17 protein-coding genes are annotated in these 15,816 nt (G+C 32.9%); 8 read left to right on the top strand and 9 right to left on the bottom strand.

Annotated elements, in window-relative coordinates; translation table 11 throughout:
- Complete coding sequence (locus Q361_RS00210; RefSeq protein ID WP_103724692.1) at positions 1-606, top strand: DUF4254 domain-containing protein; 606 nt, start codon at positions 1-3, stop codon at positions 604-606.
- Positions 607-668: 62 nt separating this feature from the next.
- Positions 669-1,706, top strand: coding sequence for a glycosyltransferase family 9 protein (locus tag Q361_RS00205; protein WP_245874587.1), 1,038 nt, complete (start codon positions 669-671; stop codon positions 1,704-1,706).
- Positions 1,707-1,716: 10 nt separating this feature from the next.
- Here the strand turns inward: Q361_RS00205 and Q361_RS00200 are convergent, their stop codons facing one another.
- From Q361_RS00200 to Q361_RS00165, 8 genes are all read right to left on the bottom strand, one after another.
- Positions 1,717-2,763 carry a ferredoxin--NADP reductase gene (locus tag Q361_RS00200; RefSeq protein WP_103724691.1) on the bottom strand — a complete coding sequence of 349 codons (1,047 nt, stop codon included), beginning with the start codon at positions 2,761-2,763 and terminating at the stop codon, positions 1,717-1,719.
- A 61-nt stretch (positions 2,764-2,824) separates the two neighbouring features.
- Positions 2,825-4,099 carry an adenosylmethionine--8-amino-7-oxononanoate transaminase gene (gene bioA / locus Q361_RS00195; protein ID WP_103724690.1) on the bottom strand — a complete coding sequence of 425 codons (1,275 nt, stop codon included), beginning with the start codon at positions 4,097-4,099 and terminating at the stop codon, positions 2,825-2,827.
- A 16-nt stretch (positions 4,100-4,115) separates the two neighbouring features.
- A complete protein-coding gene (bioD, locus tag Q361_RS00190; RefSeq protein WP_103724689.1) occupies positions 4,116-4,733 on the bottom strand; it encodes a dethiobiotin synthase in 618 nt (205 codons plus the stop codon).
- Positions 4,730-5,146 carry a putative signal transducing protein gene (locus Q361_RS00185; protein ID WP_103724688.1) on the bottom strand — a complete coding sequence of 139 codons (417 nt, stop codon included), beginning with the start codon at positions 5,144-5,146 and terminating at the stop codon, positions 4,730-4,732. Before Q361_RS00185 ends, bioD begins: the two co-directional genes overlap by 4 nt.
- Before the next feature lie 10 nt (positions 5,147-5,156).
- On the bottom strand, positions 5,157-6,308 hold the full coding sequence (locus tag Q361_RS00180; protein ID WP_103724687.1) for an aminotransferase class I/II-fold pyridoxal phosphate-dependent enzyme: 1,152 nt from the start codon (positions 6,306-6,308) through the stop codon (positions 5,157-5,159).
- A 63-nt stretch (positions 6,309-6,371) separates the two neighbouring features.
- The gene (locus Q361_RS00175) at positions 6,372-6,644 is read right to left on the bottom strand and encodes a F0F1 ATP synthase subunit epsilon (RefSeq protein WP_103724686.1); all 273 of its coding nucleotides are present in this window, start codon (positions 6,642-6,644) and stop codon (positions 6,372-6,374) included.
- 90 nt (positions 6,645-6,734) lie between these two features.
- Positions 6,735-8,246 (bottom strand): F0F1 ATP synthase subunit beta, encoded by a 1,512-nt coding sequence (gene atpD / locus Q361_RS00170; RefSeq protein ID WP_103724685.1) that lies wholly within the window; start codon positions 8,244-8,246, stop codon positions 6,735-6,737.
- A gap of 187 nt (positions 8,247-8,433) precedes the next feature.
- Positions 8,434-9,210: a TatD family hydrolase gene (locus Q361_RS00165; RefSeq protein ID WP_394335842.1), complete on the bottom strand. Its 777-nt coding sequence runs from the start codon at positions 9,208-9,210 to the stop codon at positions 8,434-8,436.
- A gap of 64 nt (positions 9,211-9,274) precedes the next feature.
- Between Q361_RS00165 and Q361_RS00160 the strand changes: the two genes are divergently transcribed.
- The gene (locus Q361_RS00160) at positions 9,275-9,712 is read left to right on the top strand and encodes a retropepsin-like aspartic protease (protein WP_103724683.1); all 438 of its coding nucleotides are present in this window, start codon (positions 9,275-9,277) and stop codon (positions 9,710-9,712) included.
- Here the strand turns inward: Q361_RS00160 and Q361_RS00155 are convergent, their stop codons facing one another.
- Entirely contained in the window at positions 9,713-10,924 is a 1,212-nt protein-coding gene (locus Q361_RS00155) for a TCR/Tet family MFS transporter (protein ID WP_103724682.1), read from the bottom strand.
- 208 nt (positions 10,925-11,132) lie between these two features.
- Here Q361_RS00155 and Q361_RS00150 point away from each other — a divergent pair, with 208 nt between their 5' ends.
- The 5 genes from Q361_RS00150 to Q361_RS00130 all read left to right on the top strand — a co-directional run bounded on the left by Q361_RS00150 (position 11,133) and on the right by Q361_RS00130 (position 15,802).
- Positions 11,133-12,473 (top strand): ammonium transporter, encoded by a 1,341-nt coding sequence (locus Q361_RS00150; RefSeq protein WP_103724681.1) that lies wholly within the window; start codon positions 11,133-11,135, stop codon positions 12,471-12,473.
- Between the two features lie 132 nt (positions 12,474-12,605).
- Positions 12,606-12,941: a PadR family transcriptional regulator gene (locus tag Q361_RS00145; RefSeq protein WP_103724680.1), complete on the top strand. Its 336-nt coding sequence runs from the start codon at positions 12,606-12,608 to the stop codon at positions 12,939-12,941.
- Between the two features lies 1 nt (position 12,942).
- Complete coding sequence (locus Q361_RS00140; protein WP_103724679.1) at positions 12,943-13,566, top strand: hypothetical protein; 624 nt, start codon at positions 12,943-12,945, stop codon at positions 13,564-13,566.
- Between the two features lie 2 nt (positions 13,567-13,568).
- Positions 13,569-14,279 (top strand): hypothetical protein, encoded by a 711-nt coding sequence (locus tag Q361_RS00135; RefSeq protein WP_103724678.1) that lies wholly within the window; start codon positions 13,569-13,571, stop codon positions 14,277-14,279.
- A 53-nt stretch (positions 14,280-14,332) separates the two neighbouring features.
- Complete coding sequence (locus Q361_RS00130; RefSeq protein WP_103724677.1) at positions 14,333-15,802, top strand: DUF5687 family protein; 1,470 nt, start codon at positions 14,333-14,335, stop codon at positions 15,800-15,802.
- Positions 15,803-15,816: the final 14 nt, after the last annotated feature.

The following is a 15,816-nucleotide window of genomic DNA, read 5'->3' as shown; positions in this document are numbered from 1 at the left end:
ATGTTTTCAAAATTTGCTTATTCTATATTCGAACAAAGTATTCGTGATTATCATCTTTATGATAATGTTGATCAACCTATTAACAATCCTTATTCTAAAGATCAAATAGAACATTTATTATATTTTAAAAATTGGATTGATACCGTACAATGGCATTTTGAAGACATTATTAGAGACCCAAACATAAACCCTGAGGCTGCTTTGGTATTGAAAAGAAGAATCGATGCTTCTAACCAAGAGCGTACAGATATGGTAGAGTATATTGATAGTTATTTTCTTCAAAAATATAAAGATGTTGCAGCAAAGCCTACGGCAAAAATAAATTCTGAAAGTCCAGCATGGGCTATAGATAGGCTTTCTATTTTGGCATTAAAAATTTATCATATGCATGAAGAAGCCACTCGAGTAGACGCAAGCCAAGAGCACCGCGATAAGTGTCAAGAAAAACTTAATGTGCTTTTAGAACAACGCACAGATTTGTCTACTGCTATAGACGATTTGCTTACCGACATAGAGCATGGAGATAAATTTATGAAGGTTTATAAACAAATGAAGATGTATAACGACGATGATTTGAATCCAGTATTGTATCAAAATAAAAAATAATATTATTTTATAATAATTTGAAACCTAATGTAGTTCTATGTTAGGTTTTCTTTTTGTATCACATGGTAAAAAAACAACCACATATTGCTATTATTAGGCTGTCTGCTATGGGAGATGTAGCCATGATAGTGCCTGTAATACTTGCATTTGCAAAACAATATCCGCATGTGGTTATTACGGTTGTTTCAAAATCTTTTTTTAAGTCTATTTTTAAGCTTATTCCCAACGTAAATTTCGTTTCTGTACACACACACCATCAACACAAGGGGTTATTTGGAATAGTAAAATTAGCACAAACGCTTAAACGCAAAAAAGTAACCCATATTGCCGATTTACATCATGTTTTGAGAACAAAAATTATTCGTTTGTTTTTTTTGTTTTCTAATGTAAAAATAGCGGTTACAGACAAAGGCAGGGCCGAAAAAAAAGCACTCACGAGAGCTAAAAATAAAGTTTTTAAGCCTTTAAAACCAATGACAGAGCGGCATTTGGAAACTTTTGCCAAGTTGGGATTTCCTCTAGAATTTTCTCAACCTTATTTTTTACCTAAACTTGAATTGTCTGATAGAACTTTAGAAGTATCGGGTATAAAAACTACAACATGGATAGGTATTGCACCTTTTGCTCAACATCAAGGTAAGATATATCCTCTAGATTTAATGGAACAAGTTTTGAGTAATCTGTCTCAGCAACAAAATGTTACCCTGTTTTTATTTGGAGGAGGAAAAAAAGAATGTGAAGTGTTAAAGGATATTTCCGAAAAGTATACTAATGTAAAGAGTGTTGCAGGAGCTATTTCGCTGGAACACGAATTGGAGTTAATTTCAAATTTAGATGTGATGTTGTCTATGGACAGTGGTAACGCCCATTTGGCAGCTTTATTTGGAGTGAAAACAATTACACTTTGGGGTGCAACGCATCCTTTTGCAGGTTTTGCTCCTTATGCACAACCTTTAGAGAATTGCTTGGTTGCAGATCGATTAGTATACCCACTATTACCTACTTCTGTTTACGGAAACAAACAAGTAGAAGGTTATGAGCAAGTTATGCGAACTATTTTGCCCGAAAAGATAGTAGAAACAGTTTTAAAACAGTTGTAAAATTGTTTTATTACACATCGTCAAAATCTATAGCGATTGTGCTAGAGGTAGGATGAGCCTGACAGGTTAATACCAATCCTTCTGCAATATCATCGTCACTCAATACCACATTTTTTACCATGGTAGCACTGCCTTGTGTTATACGTGCCAAACAACTGCTACAAACACCACCCTGACAAGAATAAGGAGCATCTAAGCCTTTTTTTATAGAAGCTTCTAGTAGCGTTTGTTTTTGGTTCATTTCAAACGTTGTGGTTTCATCGTCGAGTAACACTGTAATTACCGTTGTTCCTTCAGATGTAGAGGCGTTTGAATTTGTATTTGATGAGGTAAAGAGTTCGTATTTAATTGCTGTTTCGGCTATATTATTTTCTTTTAATGTAGAGGCTACTACATTAATCATCTTTTCTGGGCCACACAAATAAAATTTTTCAAAACTTTTGTTAGTGTGTTTATAACGTAAAATATTATTAATAATCGCTTTGTCTATTCTGCCAAATAACTCGCTTTCGTTTGTTTTACTAAACACAAAATGTACCGATAAACGGTTGGAGTAATTTTGCTGAAGCGCAACGATTTCGTTGTAAAACAAAGTGTCTTCTATAGATTTATTTCCATAAACCAATACAAAACTACTTTGTGGTTCACTATTTAAAACCGATTTTATAATTGAAAGAATAGGTGTTATTCCACTTCCTGCTACAAAGGCAGCATAGTTGTTTTTGTTGGTTTCTTGCGGCTCAAAAGTAAATTTTCCTTCGGGAGTGCCTACTTCCAAAATATCGCCCGTTTTTAAACTAGTTGTGGCAAAATTTGAAAACAAACCATTGGGTATCGCTTTTACAGCAATTCTAAGCTCGTTAGTGTTAGGCGCAGAACATATAGAATAAGCTCGACGAATTTCTTTTCCGTCTAAGGTGAGTTTGATATTAACGTATTGTCCAGCTACAAATGTATATGCAGGTTGTAATTCTTGCGGTATTGAGAATGCTATAGAAACAGCTTGAGGGGTTTCTTTTTTTACTTCTTTTATAACTAATTTATAAAATGACGACATGCTGAATTTTTTTTTTGCAAAGATACTAAACTTATACTTTTTGCAGCGTATATAATTTATTTCATTCTACTTCATTCAAAGCTTTTTCTATAGTTTTATACACAATATCAAGTTGGTTATCTGTAATGATATAAGGAGGTAATATGTAAATGGTATTCCCTACTGGTCTTAAAATGATTCCGTGTTCTATAAAAAAAGAATACAGTTTATTTCTTAAACTTCCATAGTAACTTTCTGCATTTTGCACTTTGATATCCAACGCAAAAATAACACCTAGTACTCTTGTGTTTGCTACCCTTTTATGTTGCTTAATGTGGTTTGCAAATAGGCTATGTTTATGGTTTATTCTGTTTATGTTTTTTTGCATTTCATCGGTTTCCAATAAACTAATACTTGCCAAAGCCGCTGCACATCCTGTTGGGTTGGCTGTAAATGTATGCCCATGAAACAAGGCTTTATTTACATCATCGCTATAAAAACCGTCAAATACTTCTTGAGTAAAACTCGTAATAGCCATTGGAATTGTACCGCCGGTTAATGCCTTAGAAAGACATACCATATCGGGTTTTTGAGTTAGGTAATCAATAGCGAAAGTTTTACCTGTTTTTCCAAAACCCGTCATGACTTCATCGGCTATAGTAAATACTTGTTTTTGTTTAGAAATAGCTATGAGTTTATTTAATATTTCGGCATCATACATTACCATTCCTGCAGCACCAAGTACTAAAGGCTCAAAAATAAAAGCAGCAAAATTGTTGGTATTGACCAATTTTTCTAGCGCTGTTATTGTTGTTTCTTCATTGCCCGCTGTTGGCACAGGTATACGAACAACTTCTAAAAGAGAGCCTTTAAAAGCTTCTGTAAAAAACGAAATTCCACTAGCTGCCATTGCGCCAAATGTGTCACCATGAAAAGCATTTTCAAACGCAATAATTTTGGTACGCGATTCTTTTTTGTTATAAAAATATTGTAAAGCCGCTTTAATAGCTACTTCAACAGCTGTAGAACCATTATCAGAATAAAATATTTTTTTTTGGTTATTTGGTAATAGTTGTAATACTTTTTCGGACAACTCTATGGCTTTATTGTGTGTAAAACCGCCAAAAAGCACGTGTTCTAGCGTGTTGAGTTGCTTGTATATTGCATCGGCTATAAACGCATTGGAATGTCCAAATGGATTTACCCACCACGAGGCAATGGCATCTATGTATTGTTTGTTGTTTTCATCCCAAAGCAAAGCATCTTTTCCTTTTACAATTACGGGGTGTGGCGTTGATGTTTTATGTTGTGTATACGGATGCCAGTTGTATAAAGAATCTTTTTCGGAAAGCGTCATAGTTTGCTCTATATAATTAAAGATTTACGATTGTTTCTTTGAATTTTTCTGCATAATAGTTTATTACATTACAATCAAAATAAGGCTCATTTTCTATTCTGCCTAGCATTTTTATCTTAGTTTTTTCTAAAATAATACTTTCTGTGCTTTCATTTTTATCGCCCGAAAAAAGTATGCCTGCTATGTTAATACCTCTATTGTTAAGTGCCTCAATAGTAAGTAATGTGTGGTTTATACTTCCTAGATAGTGTCGAGAAACTACAATTACTTTATAATCGGGTTTTATTAAATCTATTACAGTATGCGTATTGTTTAGTGGTACCAAAATTCCACCTGCCGCTTCAATAACCAAATGATTTTTGGTTTTTGGTTCTACTATTTTTTGAATTTCTATAGAAATATTATCCAATTGAGCAGCAAAATGTGGGCTTGTAGGAGTGTTTAGGGCATAGCTGTTGTTGTGAATAACCGTTTTGTGGTTTGAAATATAGCGTTTAACTTTTGCACTATCTGAATTGTCTAAATCTCCTGCTTGTATGGGTTTCCAATAGTCGGCTTCGAGAGCCTGGGTAATAATAGCAGATGCTATAGTTTTGCCAACATCTGTTCCAATTCCGGTGATGAATAGTTTCATTTTTTGTCAAATTCAAATCCACAAATGCTACATTTATATTTTTCTTTAACATAAAAAGGAAGTAAAGAAAAAAGAGAAGAGATGAGGAAACTTAAGAATGATTTATAATCTTTTATTGTAGTGACTAATTCCACTTTTGCCTCTCCACATTTTGGACAAGTAATATTTTTAAAGTTATCATCTACAGAAAATGGATTAATCTCAGATAAAATTTTTTTCGCTTTATCAAATTCATTCTCGTGTACATAAATCTTTACTCCACCAATTGCTTGACTGTATAAAGGATCTGCATCTATTGTAAAATTATCTTTTATAAAAACAGCAATGCCATTAGCTTCCAATTTTGATTTAAAAATGAATGCTTCGGCAGAATAGTTATAAACGCCAATTATTTTAAATTTCGTGTTTTCCAATATTAAGACTTTACTTTACAAAGTTATACAAGAATACTAAAACATCTGTAATATGTTTTTTACTATTGTATGAATGCAAGCAAAATCGAAGTCTTTCTTTTCCTTTAGGTACAGTAGGAGACAGTATAGGTTTTACATCAAAGCCTTTACTCTGTAAATATTGTGATACTTTTTTTGCTTTTTCGTTACTAGGTATTACGGCACATTGTATGGGTGAATTGCTTGCTATAAAGAGATGTTTTAGCCCTATTGCGTTTATCTCTTCATTAAAAAATATAATATTCTTGTTTAGCTTTTCAATTTGTTCTTTTTCGGAGTTTAGATGTTTGTAGGCAATGTATATAGTGGCGGTGCTATGCGGAGAAAGTGCGGTGGTGTATATAAAACTTCGAGCATAGTTTATCAAATAGCTTTTCAATAACTCTGAACCCACAACTACAGCTCCATGACAACCCAATGCTTTTCCAAAGGTTATAATTCGTGCAAATACTTTGTCTTGCAAGTTTAACTGTTGCACAAGTCCCGAACCTTGCAGTCCAAACACACCCAATGCGTGTGCTTCATCTACAATTAAATAACATTGATGTTTTTCACACAATACAGAGAGCTTTTCTAGATTTGGAGAATCACCATCCATAGAAAATACACTTTCGGTAATAATGTATGTAACAGATGTTGTGTTATGAATTTTAAATTTTGTGAGTAATTTTTCTAAATTTTCTAAATCGTTATGTTTAAACTTATATGATTTTGCCTTGCTTAACTGAATTCCATCTCTAATGGAAGAATGACATAATTCGTCGTAAAAAATAATATCATTACGCTGAGGTATAGCGCTCAAAACACCTAAATTGGCATCGTAGCCCGAATTGAAAATCAAAGCCGCCTCTGTGCCGTGAAATCGAGCAATATAAGCTTCTGTTTCTGTATGTAGATTGTAATTTCCTGTAAGCAATCTAGATCCAGTGGCTCCGTTGGTCTTTATATTGTTTTCTACTAAATATTGATGTGTTTTTTGGAATATCAATTCATTTTTTGCATACCCTAAATAGTCATTTGAACTGAAATCGATTAAAACATTCTCATTGGGTAACATACGTTTAGAATGTTGGTCTTCACGCAAATTTAATTTTTCGATAAGAGGTTTTGGTAGCGTATTCATAGTTTCAAAAATAAAAAATGCCGAGCAATTACTCGGCATTTTTAAGTTTTATTTGATATTGTATTAGTCTACCAATACAATTACTTTATTATCTTTCATTTCTATTGTTCCAGAATTGATGTTTAAAGTATAGGTTTGTCCATCTACTTTGTTAAACTTAGTCAAGTTTTCGTTTGTAGAAGAAGTAACTATTTTAAGCACACCTTTTTCTAGTATAGAAACTATAGGAGCGTGGTTATTTAAAATTTGAAACGAGCCATCTACACCTGGTAAAGTAATTGATGTTATTTCTCCTGAAAATAATTTTGCTTCTGGCGATACAATTTCTAAAATCATAATTTTTATTTAAAATTCCAAATTTTAAAATTCCAAATTCTTGTTAGAGATTTGTGATTTTATTTTTGAAGCTTATCAATTTTGTTTGATTTACGCTTCTGCCAACATTTTTTGTCCTGCCTCTATAGCTTCTTCTATAGTACCTTTAAGGTTGAAAGCAGCTTCTGGTAAATGATCCAATTCACCATCCATAATCATGTTAAAGCCTTTTATAGTTTCTTTAATATCAACCAATACACCTGGTATACCTGTAAACTGTTCTGCTACGTGGAATGGTTGTGATAAGAAACGTTGTACTTTACGAGCACGTGCTACGGCTAGTTTATCATCTTCAGAAAGTTCTTCCATACCAAGAATGGCAATAATATCTTGAAGTTGTTTGTAGCGTTGTAAAATTTCTTTTACTCTTTGTGCACAATTGTAATGATCTGCACCTAAAATTTCGGGAGTAAGAATACGAGAGGTAGAGTCTAGAGGGTCTACCGCAGGATAAATACCTAACTCTGCAATTTTACGAGACAATACTGTTGTTGCATCTAAGTGCGCAAATGTTGTTGCAGGAGCAGGGTCAGTTAAGTCATCCGCAGGTACATATACTGCTTGAACAGAAGTAATTGAACCTTTTTTGGTTGATGTAATACGCTCTTGCATAGCACCCATTTCTGTTGCTAATGTTGGTTGATAACCCACCGCAGATGGCATACGACCTAACAAGGCAGATACTTCAGAACCTGCTTGTGTAAAACGGAAGATGTTATCTACGAAGAAAAGTACATCTTTTCCTTGGTCTGAACCAGCACCATCACGGAAATATTCTGCAATAGATAATCCAGATAGAGCCACACGAGCACGTGCTCCTGGTGGTTCATTCATTTGCCCGAAAACGAAAGTAGCTTTAGACTCTCTCATTCCAGATTTATCAACTTTGGTTAAATCCCAACCTCCATTTTCCATAGAGTGCATAAAATCATCACCATATTTAATAATACCAGATTCTAGCATCTCTCTTAAAAGGTCATTTCCTTCACGAGTTCTTTCTCCTACACCAGCAAATACTGATAAACCTCCGTGACCTTTTGCAATATTGTTAATCAATTCTTGAATAAGTACTGTTTTTCCTACACCAGCACCACCAAAAAGACCAATTTTACCACCTTTTGCATAAGGCTCAATAAGGTCAATTACTTTGATACCTGTAAACAATACCTCTGTAGAAGTTGATAAATCTTCAAATCTTGGTGCATCTTTATGAATTGGCATTCCATTTGAACCTTCTTTTGGCAAATCGCCCAATCCATCGATAGCATCACCAACTACGTTAAACAATCTACCGTAGATATCTTGACCCACAGGCATTTGTATAGGGTTTCCTGTAGCTACAACTTCTGTACCTCTACTTAAACCGTCTGTAGAGTCCATCGAGATGGTTCTTACTCCGTCTTGCCCAATGTGTGATTGAACTTCAAGAACTAATTTTGTTCCGTCAGGTCTGTTAATTTCCAATGAATCGTAGATTTTTGGAAGCTCAACACCCTCAGTGTCAAACACTACATCTACTACAGGCCCAATAATTTGCGATACTTTTCCTATTGCTTTTGACATTACTTATGTATTTATTTAATAGCGTATTAGTACTAAAAAAACACCTGGTTTTTTTACGTGTGCAAAGATAATTTTTATCAGAAGAAAATCAACATATTTATTAATTTTTTTTCAATCAATACATTAAATCTCTATCATTTATCTAAACAAAACATCAAAAACGAGTGTGAATTTCTTTCAGAGTTGATTAAATTGAGAATATTTCTTTAGCATTATTTGTAGTTATTTCTGCAATTTCTGCAATTGAAACCTGATGTATTTCTGCCAGTTTTTGAGCAATTATTGGTATATAGCTGCTTTCATTTCTTTTACCTCTGTAAGGTACAGGTGCTAAATAGGGTGCATCGGTTTCTAGTACAATATCTTTTAGAGATATTTGATGTAAAAATTGATCTATTTTGCCATTTTTAAATGTAACGACACCGCCAATACCTAATTTCATACCTAAACGAATAGCTTGATTTGCTTGTTCTAAGTTTCCAGAAAAGCAATGAAATATACCAAACAAATCGTCTGATTTTTCAGATTCTAATACCTCAAAAACTTCATCAAAAGCTTCTCTACAATGAATGTTTATGCCTAGTTTGTGTTGTTTTGCCCATTGAATTTGTTTTTTAAAAGCCTCTTTTTGAATGTCTAACGTGCTTTTATCCCAATATAAATCAATACCTATTTCGCCTACAGCATAATAGGTGTTACTTTTTAATTCTTGTGCAACCCATTCTAATTCTTTTTCATAACTTTCTGGTTTTACATAACAAGGATGTAGCCCCATCATTAAAAAAATATGTTCAGGATATAGTTGTTGTAAAGCTTTCATGCTACTCGTATAACTTGAGTCTATACTAGGAACGAACAATCGTTTCACGCCATTATCAAAGGCTCTTTGAAGCATTTGGTGGCTATCGTTTTCAAATTCTTTAGAATATAAATGAGTATGAGTGTCTGTAAATAGTAATTCCACAAAAAATAGTTTTATAAACGGCGCAAAGCTACAAACTAACATTAAAATAAGCTATTTTTGAAGTATGAAAGCACTCGAAGAACTTTTGAAATCTAAAAAATACAAAAAAATCCCTTTTCAGTTTTTAAAAACACAACATTTACTTTTAAAAGCAGATATAAATGGTGTAAAAGGTCGATTTATATTAGACACAGGAGCGAGTCATAGTTGTTTAAATAGAGATGTAAAAGACAAGTTTTTGGTACAAACTCAACCTTCTACAACTACTGCTGCTGGTGCAGGTGCGGTAAATATGGAAACACTACTTTCGGTAAAAAACAGCCTTAAAATTGGTTCGTGGAAAAAAGAAGAATTCTCTATCGTATTGTTTGATTTACACCATGTAAATCAGGCTTTGAGTACATATAAAGTAAAAGAAGTAGACGGAATAATAGGAGCAGATGTTTTAATGGCTGGCGAAGCCATTATAGATTATGCGTTTAAAAAATTGTATTTAAAATAATTATTTTTTTCTGAAGCTTACAAAAGATATAAATGTGCTTACCAACATTAAAACTGCACCAAGAACAAATGGCGCTCCTGCAAATTTAAACGGCGCATTGTTGTGTGTAAAATAGTAAAACGTGTTTGACATAAGTGGCGGGCCAACAATAGCCGAAGCACTCATTAAACTCGATACTAAACCTTGCATTTCTCCTTGTGCATTGGCAGGAACACTTCCAGATATGACACTTTGCATGGCTGGCCCAGCTATTCCACCTAAGCAATACGGTACTAAAAATACAAACAACATCCAGCTTTGGGTAGCTGTTGCAAACAAAGCCATTCCTATGGTATACAAAGCCATTCCTATGTAGATGCTTTTTTCATTGCCTAGTTTTGGGTTTACCCATCTAATAAGTCCGCCTTGAACCAAGCCAACAAGTAAGCCTATTACACCAAGCGAAATGCCTATCATACGTTCATCCCAATGAAATTGATATTTGGTGAAGAAACTCCAATTGCTATGTACAGCATGTCCAGCAACATTCAATAAAAAGATTGAAATTACTAAAGGTATTAGGTTTGGATATTTTTTAAGATTTAAAAACGCACCTATTGGATTTGCTCTTTTTAAGCTAAAGTTTCTTCTGTTTTCAAAAGGTAACGATTCGGGCAAAATAAATAAACCGTAAATAAAATTTAAAAAACACAAAACTGCTGCAGCATAAAAAGGAACTCGAGCTCCAAATTGCCCCAACAAACCTCCAATAACAGGGCCAATTATAAATCCTAAACCAAACGCTGCTCCAATCATTCCGAAGTTTTTGGCACGATTTTCGGCATTACTCACATCGGCAATATAAGCAGAAGCCGTTGTAATACTTGCTCCTGTAAGCCCTGCTATAATACGTCCTAGAAATAACCAACCAATAGTTGGAGCAAATGCGAGCAGCAAATAGTCTAAAGAAAAAGCAAACAACGACAATAATATAATAGGTCTTCTGCCAAATTTATCGCTCAGGCTACCTACAATGGGTGAAAAAACAAATTGAGTAATTGCATACGAGAACCCTAACCAGCCACCTATTTTTGAAGCTTCACTCACATCACCATGTATTAAAGTTTCTATAAGTTTGGGTATTACGGGTATAATAATGCCCCATCCTGTGATATCAATCAGCATGGTTATAAAAATAAATCCAATAGCAGGTGTTTTTTTTGATGATGCCATTTTGCCTAAATTGATTAGTATGGCAAATAAACAAAAAAATATTGTATTTTATTGAAAACATTAAAAATTCATATTTTTTAGACACCCTATAAAAAATAGCCTTAGTTGTTTTTAATTGTTAAAAAAAATTAAATAAGCATACTGTTTTTTAGGGTTGTTTGTTTAAAAAAGAATAAATTAATATTTTTACCCTATAAAATATTTTTAAATGAAAACAGAAAAACGTTGGGTAGTTGCCTTTCTACTTATTACTATGCTTGCAATTATAAGCTTATTTTGGACGCATACGCCTGCTAAAGAAAATGAAACCTTTATTGCAAGTAGCCAAATAAATTTTGCCGATGTAGCGTGGTTACTTACTGCATCGTGTTTGGTTTTACTCATGACACCTGGTTTATCATACTTTTATGGAGGAATGGTTGGCAAAAAAAATGTTATATCTACTATGCTTAAAAGTTTTATAAGTCTTGGAGTTGTAGGACTATTATGGGTAATTGTGGGGTTTAGTCTTTCTTTTGGATCACCAATAGGTTTTCAAATAGATGGTAATTATTATGGTATAATAGGAAATCCGTTAGATTTTATGTTTTTTGATAAAGTAGAGGTACTACCACACAAACTATTAGGAAGTTCTATTCCGTTTGTTTTATTTGCTCTTTTTCAAATGAAATTTGCCGTAATTACACCCGCAATTATCACAGGAGCTTTGGCAGAACGTATTCGATTTATTTCGTTTCTTTTGTTTATTAGTTTATTTACTTTACTTATTTACACACCATTATGTCACATGATATGGCATCCACAAGGATTATTAGGTGCCTATTTTGGTGTAAAAGATTTTGCAGGAGGAACAGTTGTACACATGAGTGCTGGTTTTGCTGCGCTAGCTGGAGTATTAGTTTTGGGCAAACGCAAAAAAAGCAAACACATACCTACCAATATTCCGTTTGTATTATTAGGAACAGGAATGCTTTGGTTTGGATGGTTTGGGTTTAATGCAGGGTCGGCATTGGCTGCCAATGCTACTGCGGCTATGGCATTTGCCACCACGACCGTTGCAAGTGCTTCGGCAATGATGACTTGGGTGTTTTTTGATAGAATACAAGGCAGAAAAGTTTCGGCACTTGGTGCTTGTATTGGAGCAGTAGTTGGGCTTGTAGTAATTACACCTTCGGCAGGATTTGTTACGATTCCGCAAAGTATTTTCTTTGGGTTTATAGGCGCTATCGTTTCTAATAAAATGGTGTATTGGAACAAACTAAAACAAATAGATGATACACTAGATGTTTTTGCTTGTCATGGCGTAGGAGGAATAATGGGGATGATACTTACAGCAATATTTGCACAAGGTAACAATGCTAGTTTACTTCATGGCGGTATTACAGTTTTTATGCACCACATGACCGCTTTACTATTAGTTTCGGCATTTACTTTTGGTGGAGCTTATTTGTTGTTTAAGTTTACCAATTTTGTAATACCTATTCGAGTAGACGAAGATTCTGAAGAATTAGGGTTGGACGTTTCGCAACACGGCGAAAGTTTAATATAAAATTTGATTAACCTTATACCATAACCTCTTTTAAATATTTTTAAGAGGTTTTTTTGTGAAATTCTAGATCAATTTTAATAAATCAAAACAATACATAAGAATATTATGTATATTTGTTTCAAAACTTTCTAAATGAAAAACTCTCAATTATATAAAGGAAGCCTAAACACAATACTAATGAAGTTGCTAGAAGAAAACGGCAAAATGTATGGCTACGAAATAACCCAAAAAGTTAAAGAAATAACCAAAGGTGAACTAAAGATTACCGAGGGTGCATTGTATCCTGCACTGCATAAACTAGAGGCAGAGGGTGTGCTAGAAGTAGAAGTGGTACAAGTGGATAATAGGTTGCGTAAATATTACAAACTTACCGAAAAAGGCAGTGCGGAAACCGTTAATAAACTTGCCGAACTTGAAGAATTTATCAAAAACATGCAAACTATTGTGAACCCTAAATTGAGTTATTGATATGATGCAACTATCCGCAGAAAACCTAAAATTTATAGACACCTATTTGCAAAATAGTGGGGTGTTTTATTATGATATTCGTTTAGAATTAGTAGATCATATAGCGACAGCCGTAGAAACTAAAATGAATTCCGATAACCTAGATTTTTACAATGCTTTTAAAAACTATATGGTTGAAAACAAATCTAGTTTGATGAAACTTAACAAAGAAAGCGTTGGTATTTCATGGCAAACCTTAAATCCTTTTTTGGTGTTTCTTATTAAACCTTTAATGCTTGTGTTGGCTATTGCAATTTATGCCTTTTACAGTTTTGTTAATGTACATTCTTTTTTCTCGGAACAATTCACTATCAATGAGTTATTTTTTGTATTTATTGTTTCATTGGCTTTGTTTCAAATTATTTATTTTCATGTGTTACTAAAAAGAAGGTATTTTACTATTGAAAAAATTGGGTCAATTTTGGGAATTTTATATTATTTTCAATTGTTTTTTGTTCCTGCTTATGAGAATAAAAAGTCATCGGCACTAACGTTATCAATTATTACTTACTTTTTTGTAGGGTATGTTTTATATTTTTATTCTAAGATTATTGATTTTAAAAAGACCAAAATAATATTACATTGAATATGAAAATCACACCAACACAAATTCAATATTTATACCAATTTACACGCCAACGTTATGTAGAATGGTATGATTTGCAAACAGAACTTGTAGACCATTTAGCGAATGCAATCGAGCAAAAACGGCAAGAAAATCCAAATATTACCTTTGAAAATGCTTTGGAGCTAGAGTTTAAAAAATTTGGTGTTTTTGGTTTTATGACGGTTGTTGAACAACGCCAAAAAGCGTTAAGCAAAAAGTACAACAGTATACTTTTACGGCATTTGAAAGCATTTTTTACAATTCCAAAAATAATAATTACAGGTTTAATTTTCTTGTTACTTTATTTTGTTTTTTATGTTTGTACTTACACTCAAGAAATTGCACTATTTATATGTTTGATAATTATTACCCTAGTCTTATATAAACAAACAAAGTTTAATAAGTATATAAAAAACAAAGAAAAAGAAACACATAAAAAATGGCTGTTTGAGCAACAAATATTTCAATATGCAAATGGGGTAGCTGTAATTAATTTTACATCTCCAATGGTTCAGTTTACAAATTTTTTAACACGAAAAGAATTTATTTACCATCATTACCAAATACTTTTTTTCGCATTATTATTTACCTGTCAAATATTGCTTTTTTATATTATTTACTTTGAAATTCCTGCCAAAGCACAAAGTTATTTAGAGCAAACGTATCCCGAATACAATTTCGAAACGATTTAAAGTGTAACAAATTATAAAATTCCTATTCTAATACCGTAACTAAAAACAAAAACATGATTAAAAACTTTATTAAACTAGAATGGAAATCATTTCTGCGTTCGGCATCTTTTGGAAGCAATGTAGTCATGAAAATTTTTATGGTTTTGGGAGCATTGTATTTTATGGCAATTTTTCTATTGCTTGGTTTTGCTTCATATCCATTGCTTCAAGATTCGGGTTTGCCACCATTTCCTACTGTAAATAAATACCTTATTTACTTTTTTGTTTTGGATTTGGTTGTTCGTTATTTTTTACAAAAAATGCCCGTACTCAATATTAAACCTTTATTGGTACTACCTATTTCGCGAAGCAAAATAGTTAATTATTGTTTAGGGAAAACAGCAGTTTCTTTTTTCAATTGGGTGCATATTTTTTTCTTTGTTCCTTTTAGTATTATGCTTATCAAAAATAATTTCAACACTTTGGAAGTGTTTACATGGATGATAGGTATGTTTTTTATTGTATACATCAACAATTTTATCAATGTACTCATCAATAATAAAGATGTTGTTTTTTATTCGGTTGTAGCTACAGTAGGTTTGTTGGGTGTGGCGCAATATTACCAATGGTTTGATGTAACATTGTATACAGCGCCGTTTTTTGAGTCTTTTTATCACAAGCCTTATATGGTACTTTTTCCTTTACTTTTGATAGCCTTGTTATATTATTTTGCGTACCAATATTTTGCAAGTAATTTAAACTTAGATGAAGGATTAGCCTCAAAATCTGAAATAGCAAAAACAGAAGATTTTACTTTTTTAGATCAATTTGGCACATTAGGAACATTTTTAAAGAATGATATCCGAATGCTTAAAAGAAACAAGCGATCTCGCACAACGCTTATAATGAGTGTTTTATTTGTTTTTTACGGTTTATTATTTTACACAAATTCTATAGAGGCTTACAATAACCCCGCTATGAGAGCTTTTGCTGGAATTTTTGTTTCAGGAGGATTTTTATTTACTTTCGGACAATTTGTGCCTAGTTGGGATAGTGCTTATTACCAACTTATGATGAGTCAAAATATTCAATACAAAGACTATTTGGCATCCAAGTGGTGGCTTATGGTAATAGGTACAGTATTGTCTACTATTTTGGCATCGTTTTATCTTTACTTTGGTCTAGAAACATATTTGCTTATTGTAGTAGGAGCTATATTTAACATAGGTGTAAATTCTCATTTGGTTATGCTTGGAGGTGCGTTTGTAAAAACTCCAATCGATTTGTCATCTAGCAAGCAAGCCTTTGGCGATAAACAAGCATTTAATCTCAAAACATTACTTATTTCATTACCAAAATTAGTGCTACCTATGGCTTTATATGCTTTGGGATATTATTTGTTTTCACCCAATATTGGATTACTTTTTGTGGCTTTGGCTGGAGTATTAGGATTTGCATTTAAAGATTATGTTTTCACTAAAATAGAAAGCATTTACAAAACCGAAAAATACAGTACCATAGCTTCTTACAAACAAAAAAATTAATTTTAAAAATCTAA

It is taken from the genome of Flavobacterium croceum DSM 17960 (genome assembly GCF_002917885.1).
Classification (GTDB): Bacteria; Bacteroidota; Bacteroidia; order Flavobacteriales; family Flavobacteriaceae; genus Flavobacterium; species Flavobacterium croceum.
Note: the sequence above shows the minus strand (reverse complement) of the source record. Positions and strands in the feature narration are given on the sequence as shown.

Bases quoted from the DNA above. Each gene is read 5' to 3' on its own strand.
- Q361_RS00210 (WP_103724692.1), top strand. From the start codon at position 1: ATGTTTTCAAAATTTGCTTATTCTATATTCGAACAAAGTATTCGTGAT.
- Q361_RS00205 (WP_245874587.1), top strand. From the start codon at position 669: ATGGTAAAAAAACAACCACATATTGCTATTATTAGGCTGTCTGCTATG.
- Q361_RS00200 (WP_103724691.1), bottom strand. From the start codon at position 2,763: ATGTCGTCATTTTATAAATTAGTTATAAAAGAAGTAAAAAAAGAAACC.
- bioA (WP_103724690.1), bottom strand. From the start codon at position 4,099: ATGACGCTTTCCGAAAAAGATTCTTTATACAACTGGCATCCGTATACA.
- bioD (WP_103724689.1), bottom strand. From the start codon at position 4,733: ATGAAACTATTCATCACCGGAATTGGAACAGATGTTGGCAAAACTATA.
- Q361_RS00180 (WP_103724687.1), bottom strand. From the start codon at position 6,308: ATGAATACGCTACCAAAACCTCTTATCGAAAAATTAAATTTGCGTGAA.
- Q361_RS00175 (WP_103724686.1), bottom strand. From the start codon at position 6,644: ATGATTTTAGAAATTGTATCGCCAGAAGCAAAATTATTTTCAGGAGAA.
- atpD (WP_103724685.1), bottom strand. From the start codon at position 8,246: ATGTCAAAAGCAATAGGAAAAGTATCGCAAATTATTGGGCCTGTAGTA.
- Q361_RS00160 (WP_103724683.1), top strand. From the start codon at position 9,275: ATGAAAGCACTCGAAGAACTTTTGAAATCTAAAAAATACAAAAAAATC.
- Q361_RS00155 (WP_103724682.1), bottom strand. From the start codon at position 10,924: ATGGCATCATCAAAAAAAACACCTGCTATTGGATTTATTTTTATAACC.
- Q361_RS00150 (WP_103724681.1), top strand. From the start codon at position 11,133: ATGAAAACAGAAAAACGTTGGGTAGTTGCCTTTCTACTTATTACTATG.
- Q361_RS00145 (WP_103724680.1), top strand. From the start codon at position 12,606: ATGAAAAACTCTCAATTATATAAAGGAAGCCTAAACACAATACTAATG.
- Q361_RS00140 (WP_103724679.1), top strand. From the start codon at position 12,943: ATGATGCAACTATCCGCAGAAAACCTAAAATTTATAGACACCTATTTG.
- Q361_RS00135 (WP_103724678.1), top strand. From the start codon at position 13,569: ATGAAAATCACACCAACACAAATTCAATATTTATACCAATTTACACGC.
- Q361_RS00130 (WP_103724677.1), top strand. From the start codon at position 14,333: ATGATTAAAAACTTTATTAAACTAGAATGGAAATCATTTCTGCGTTCG.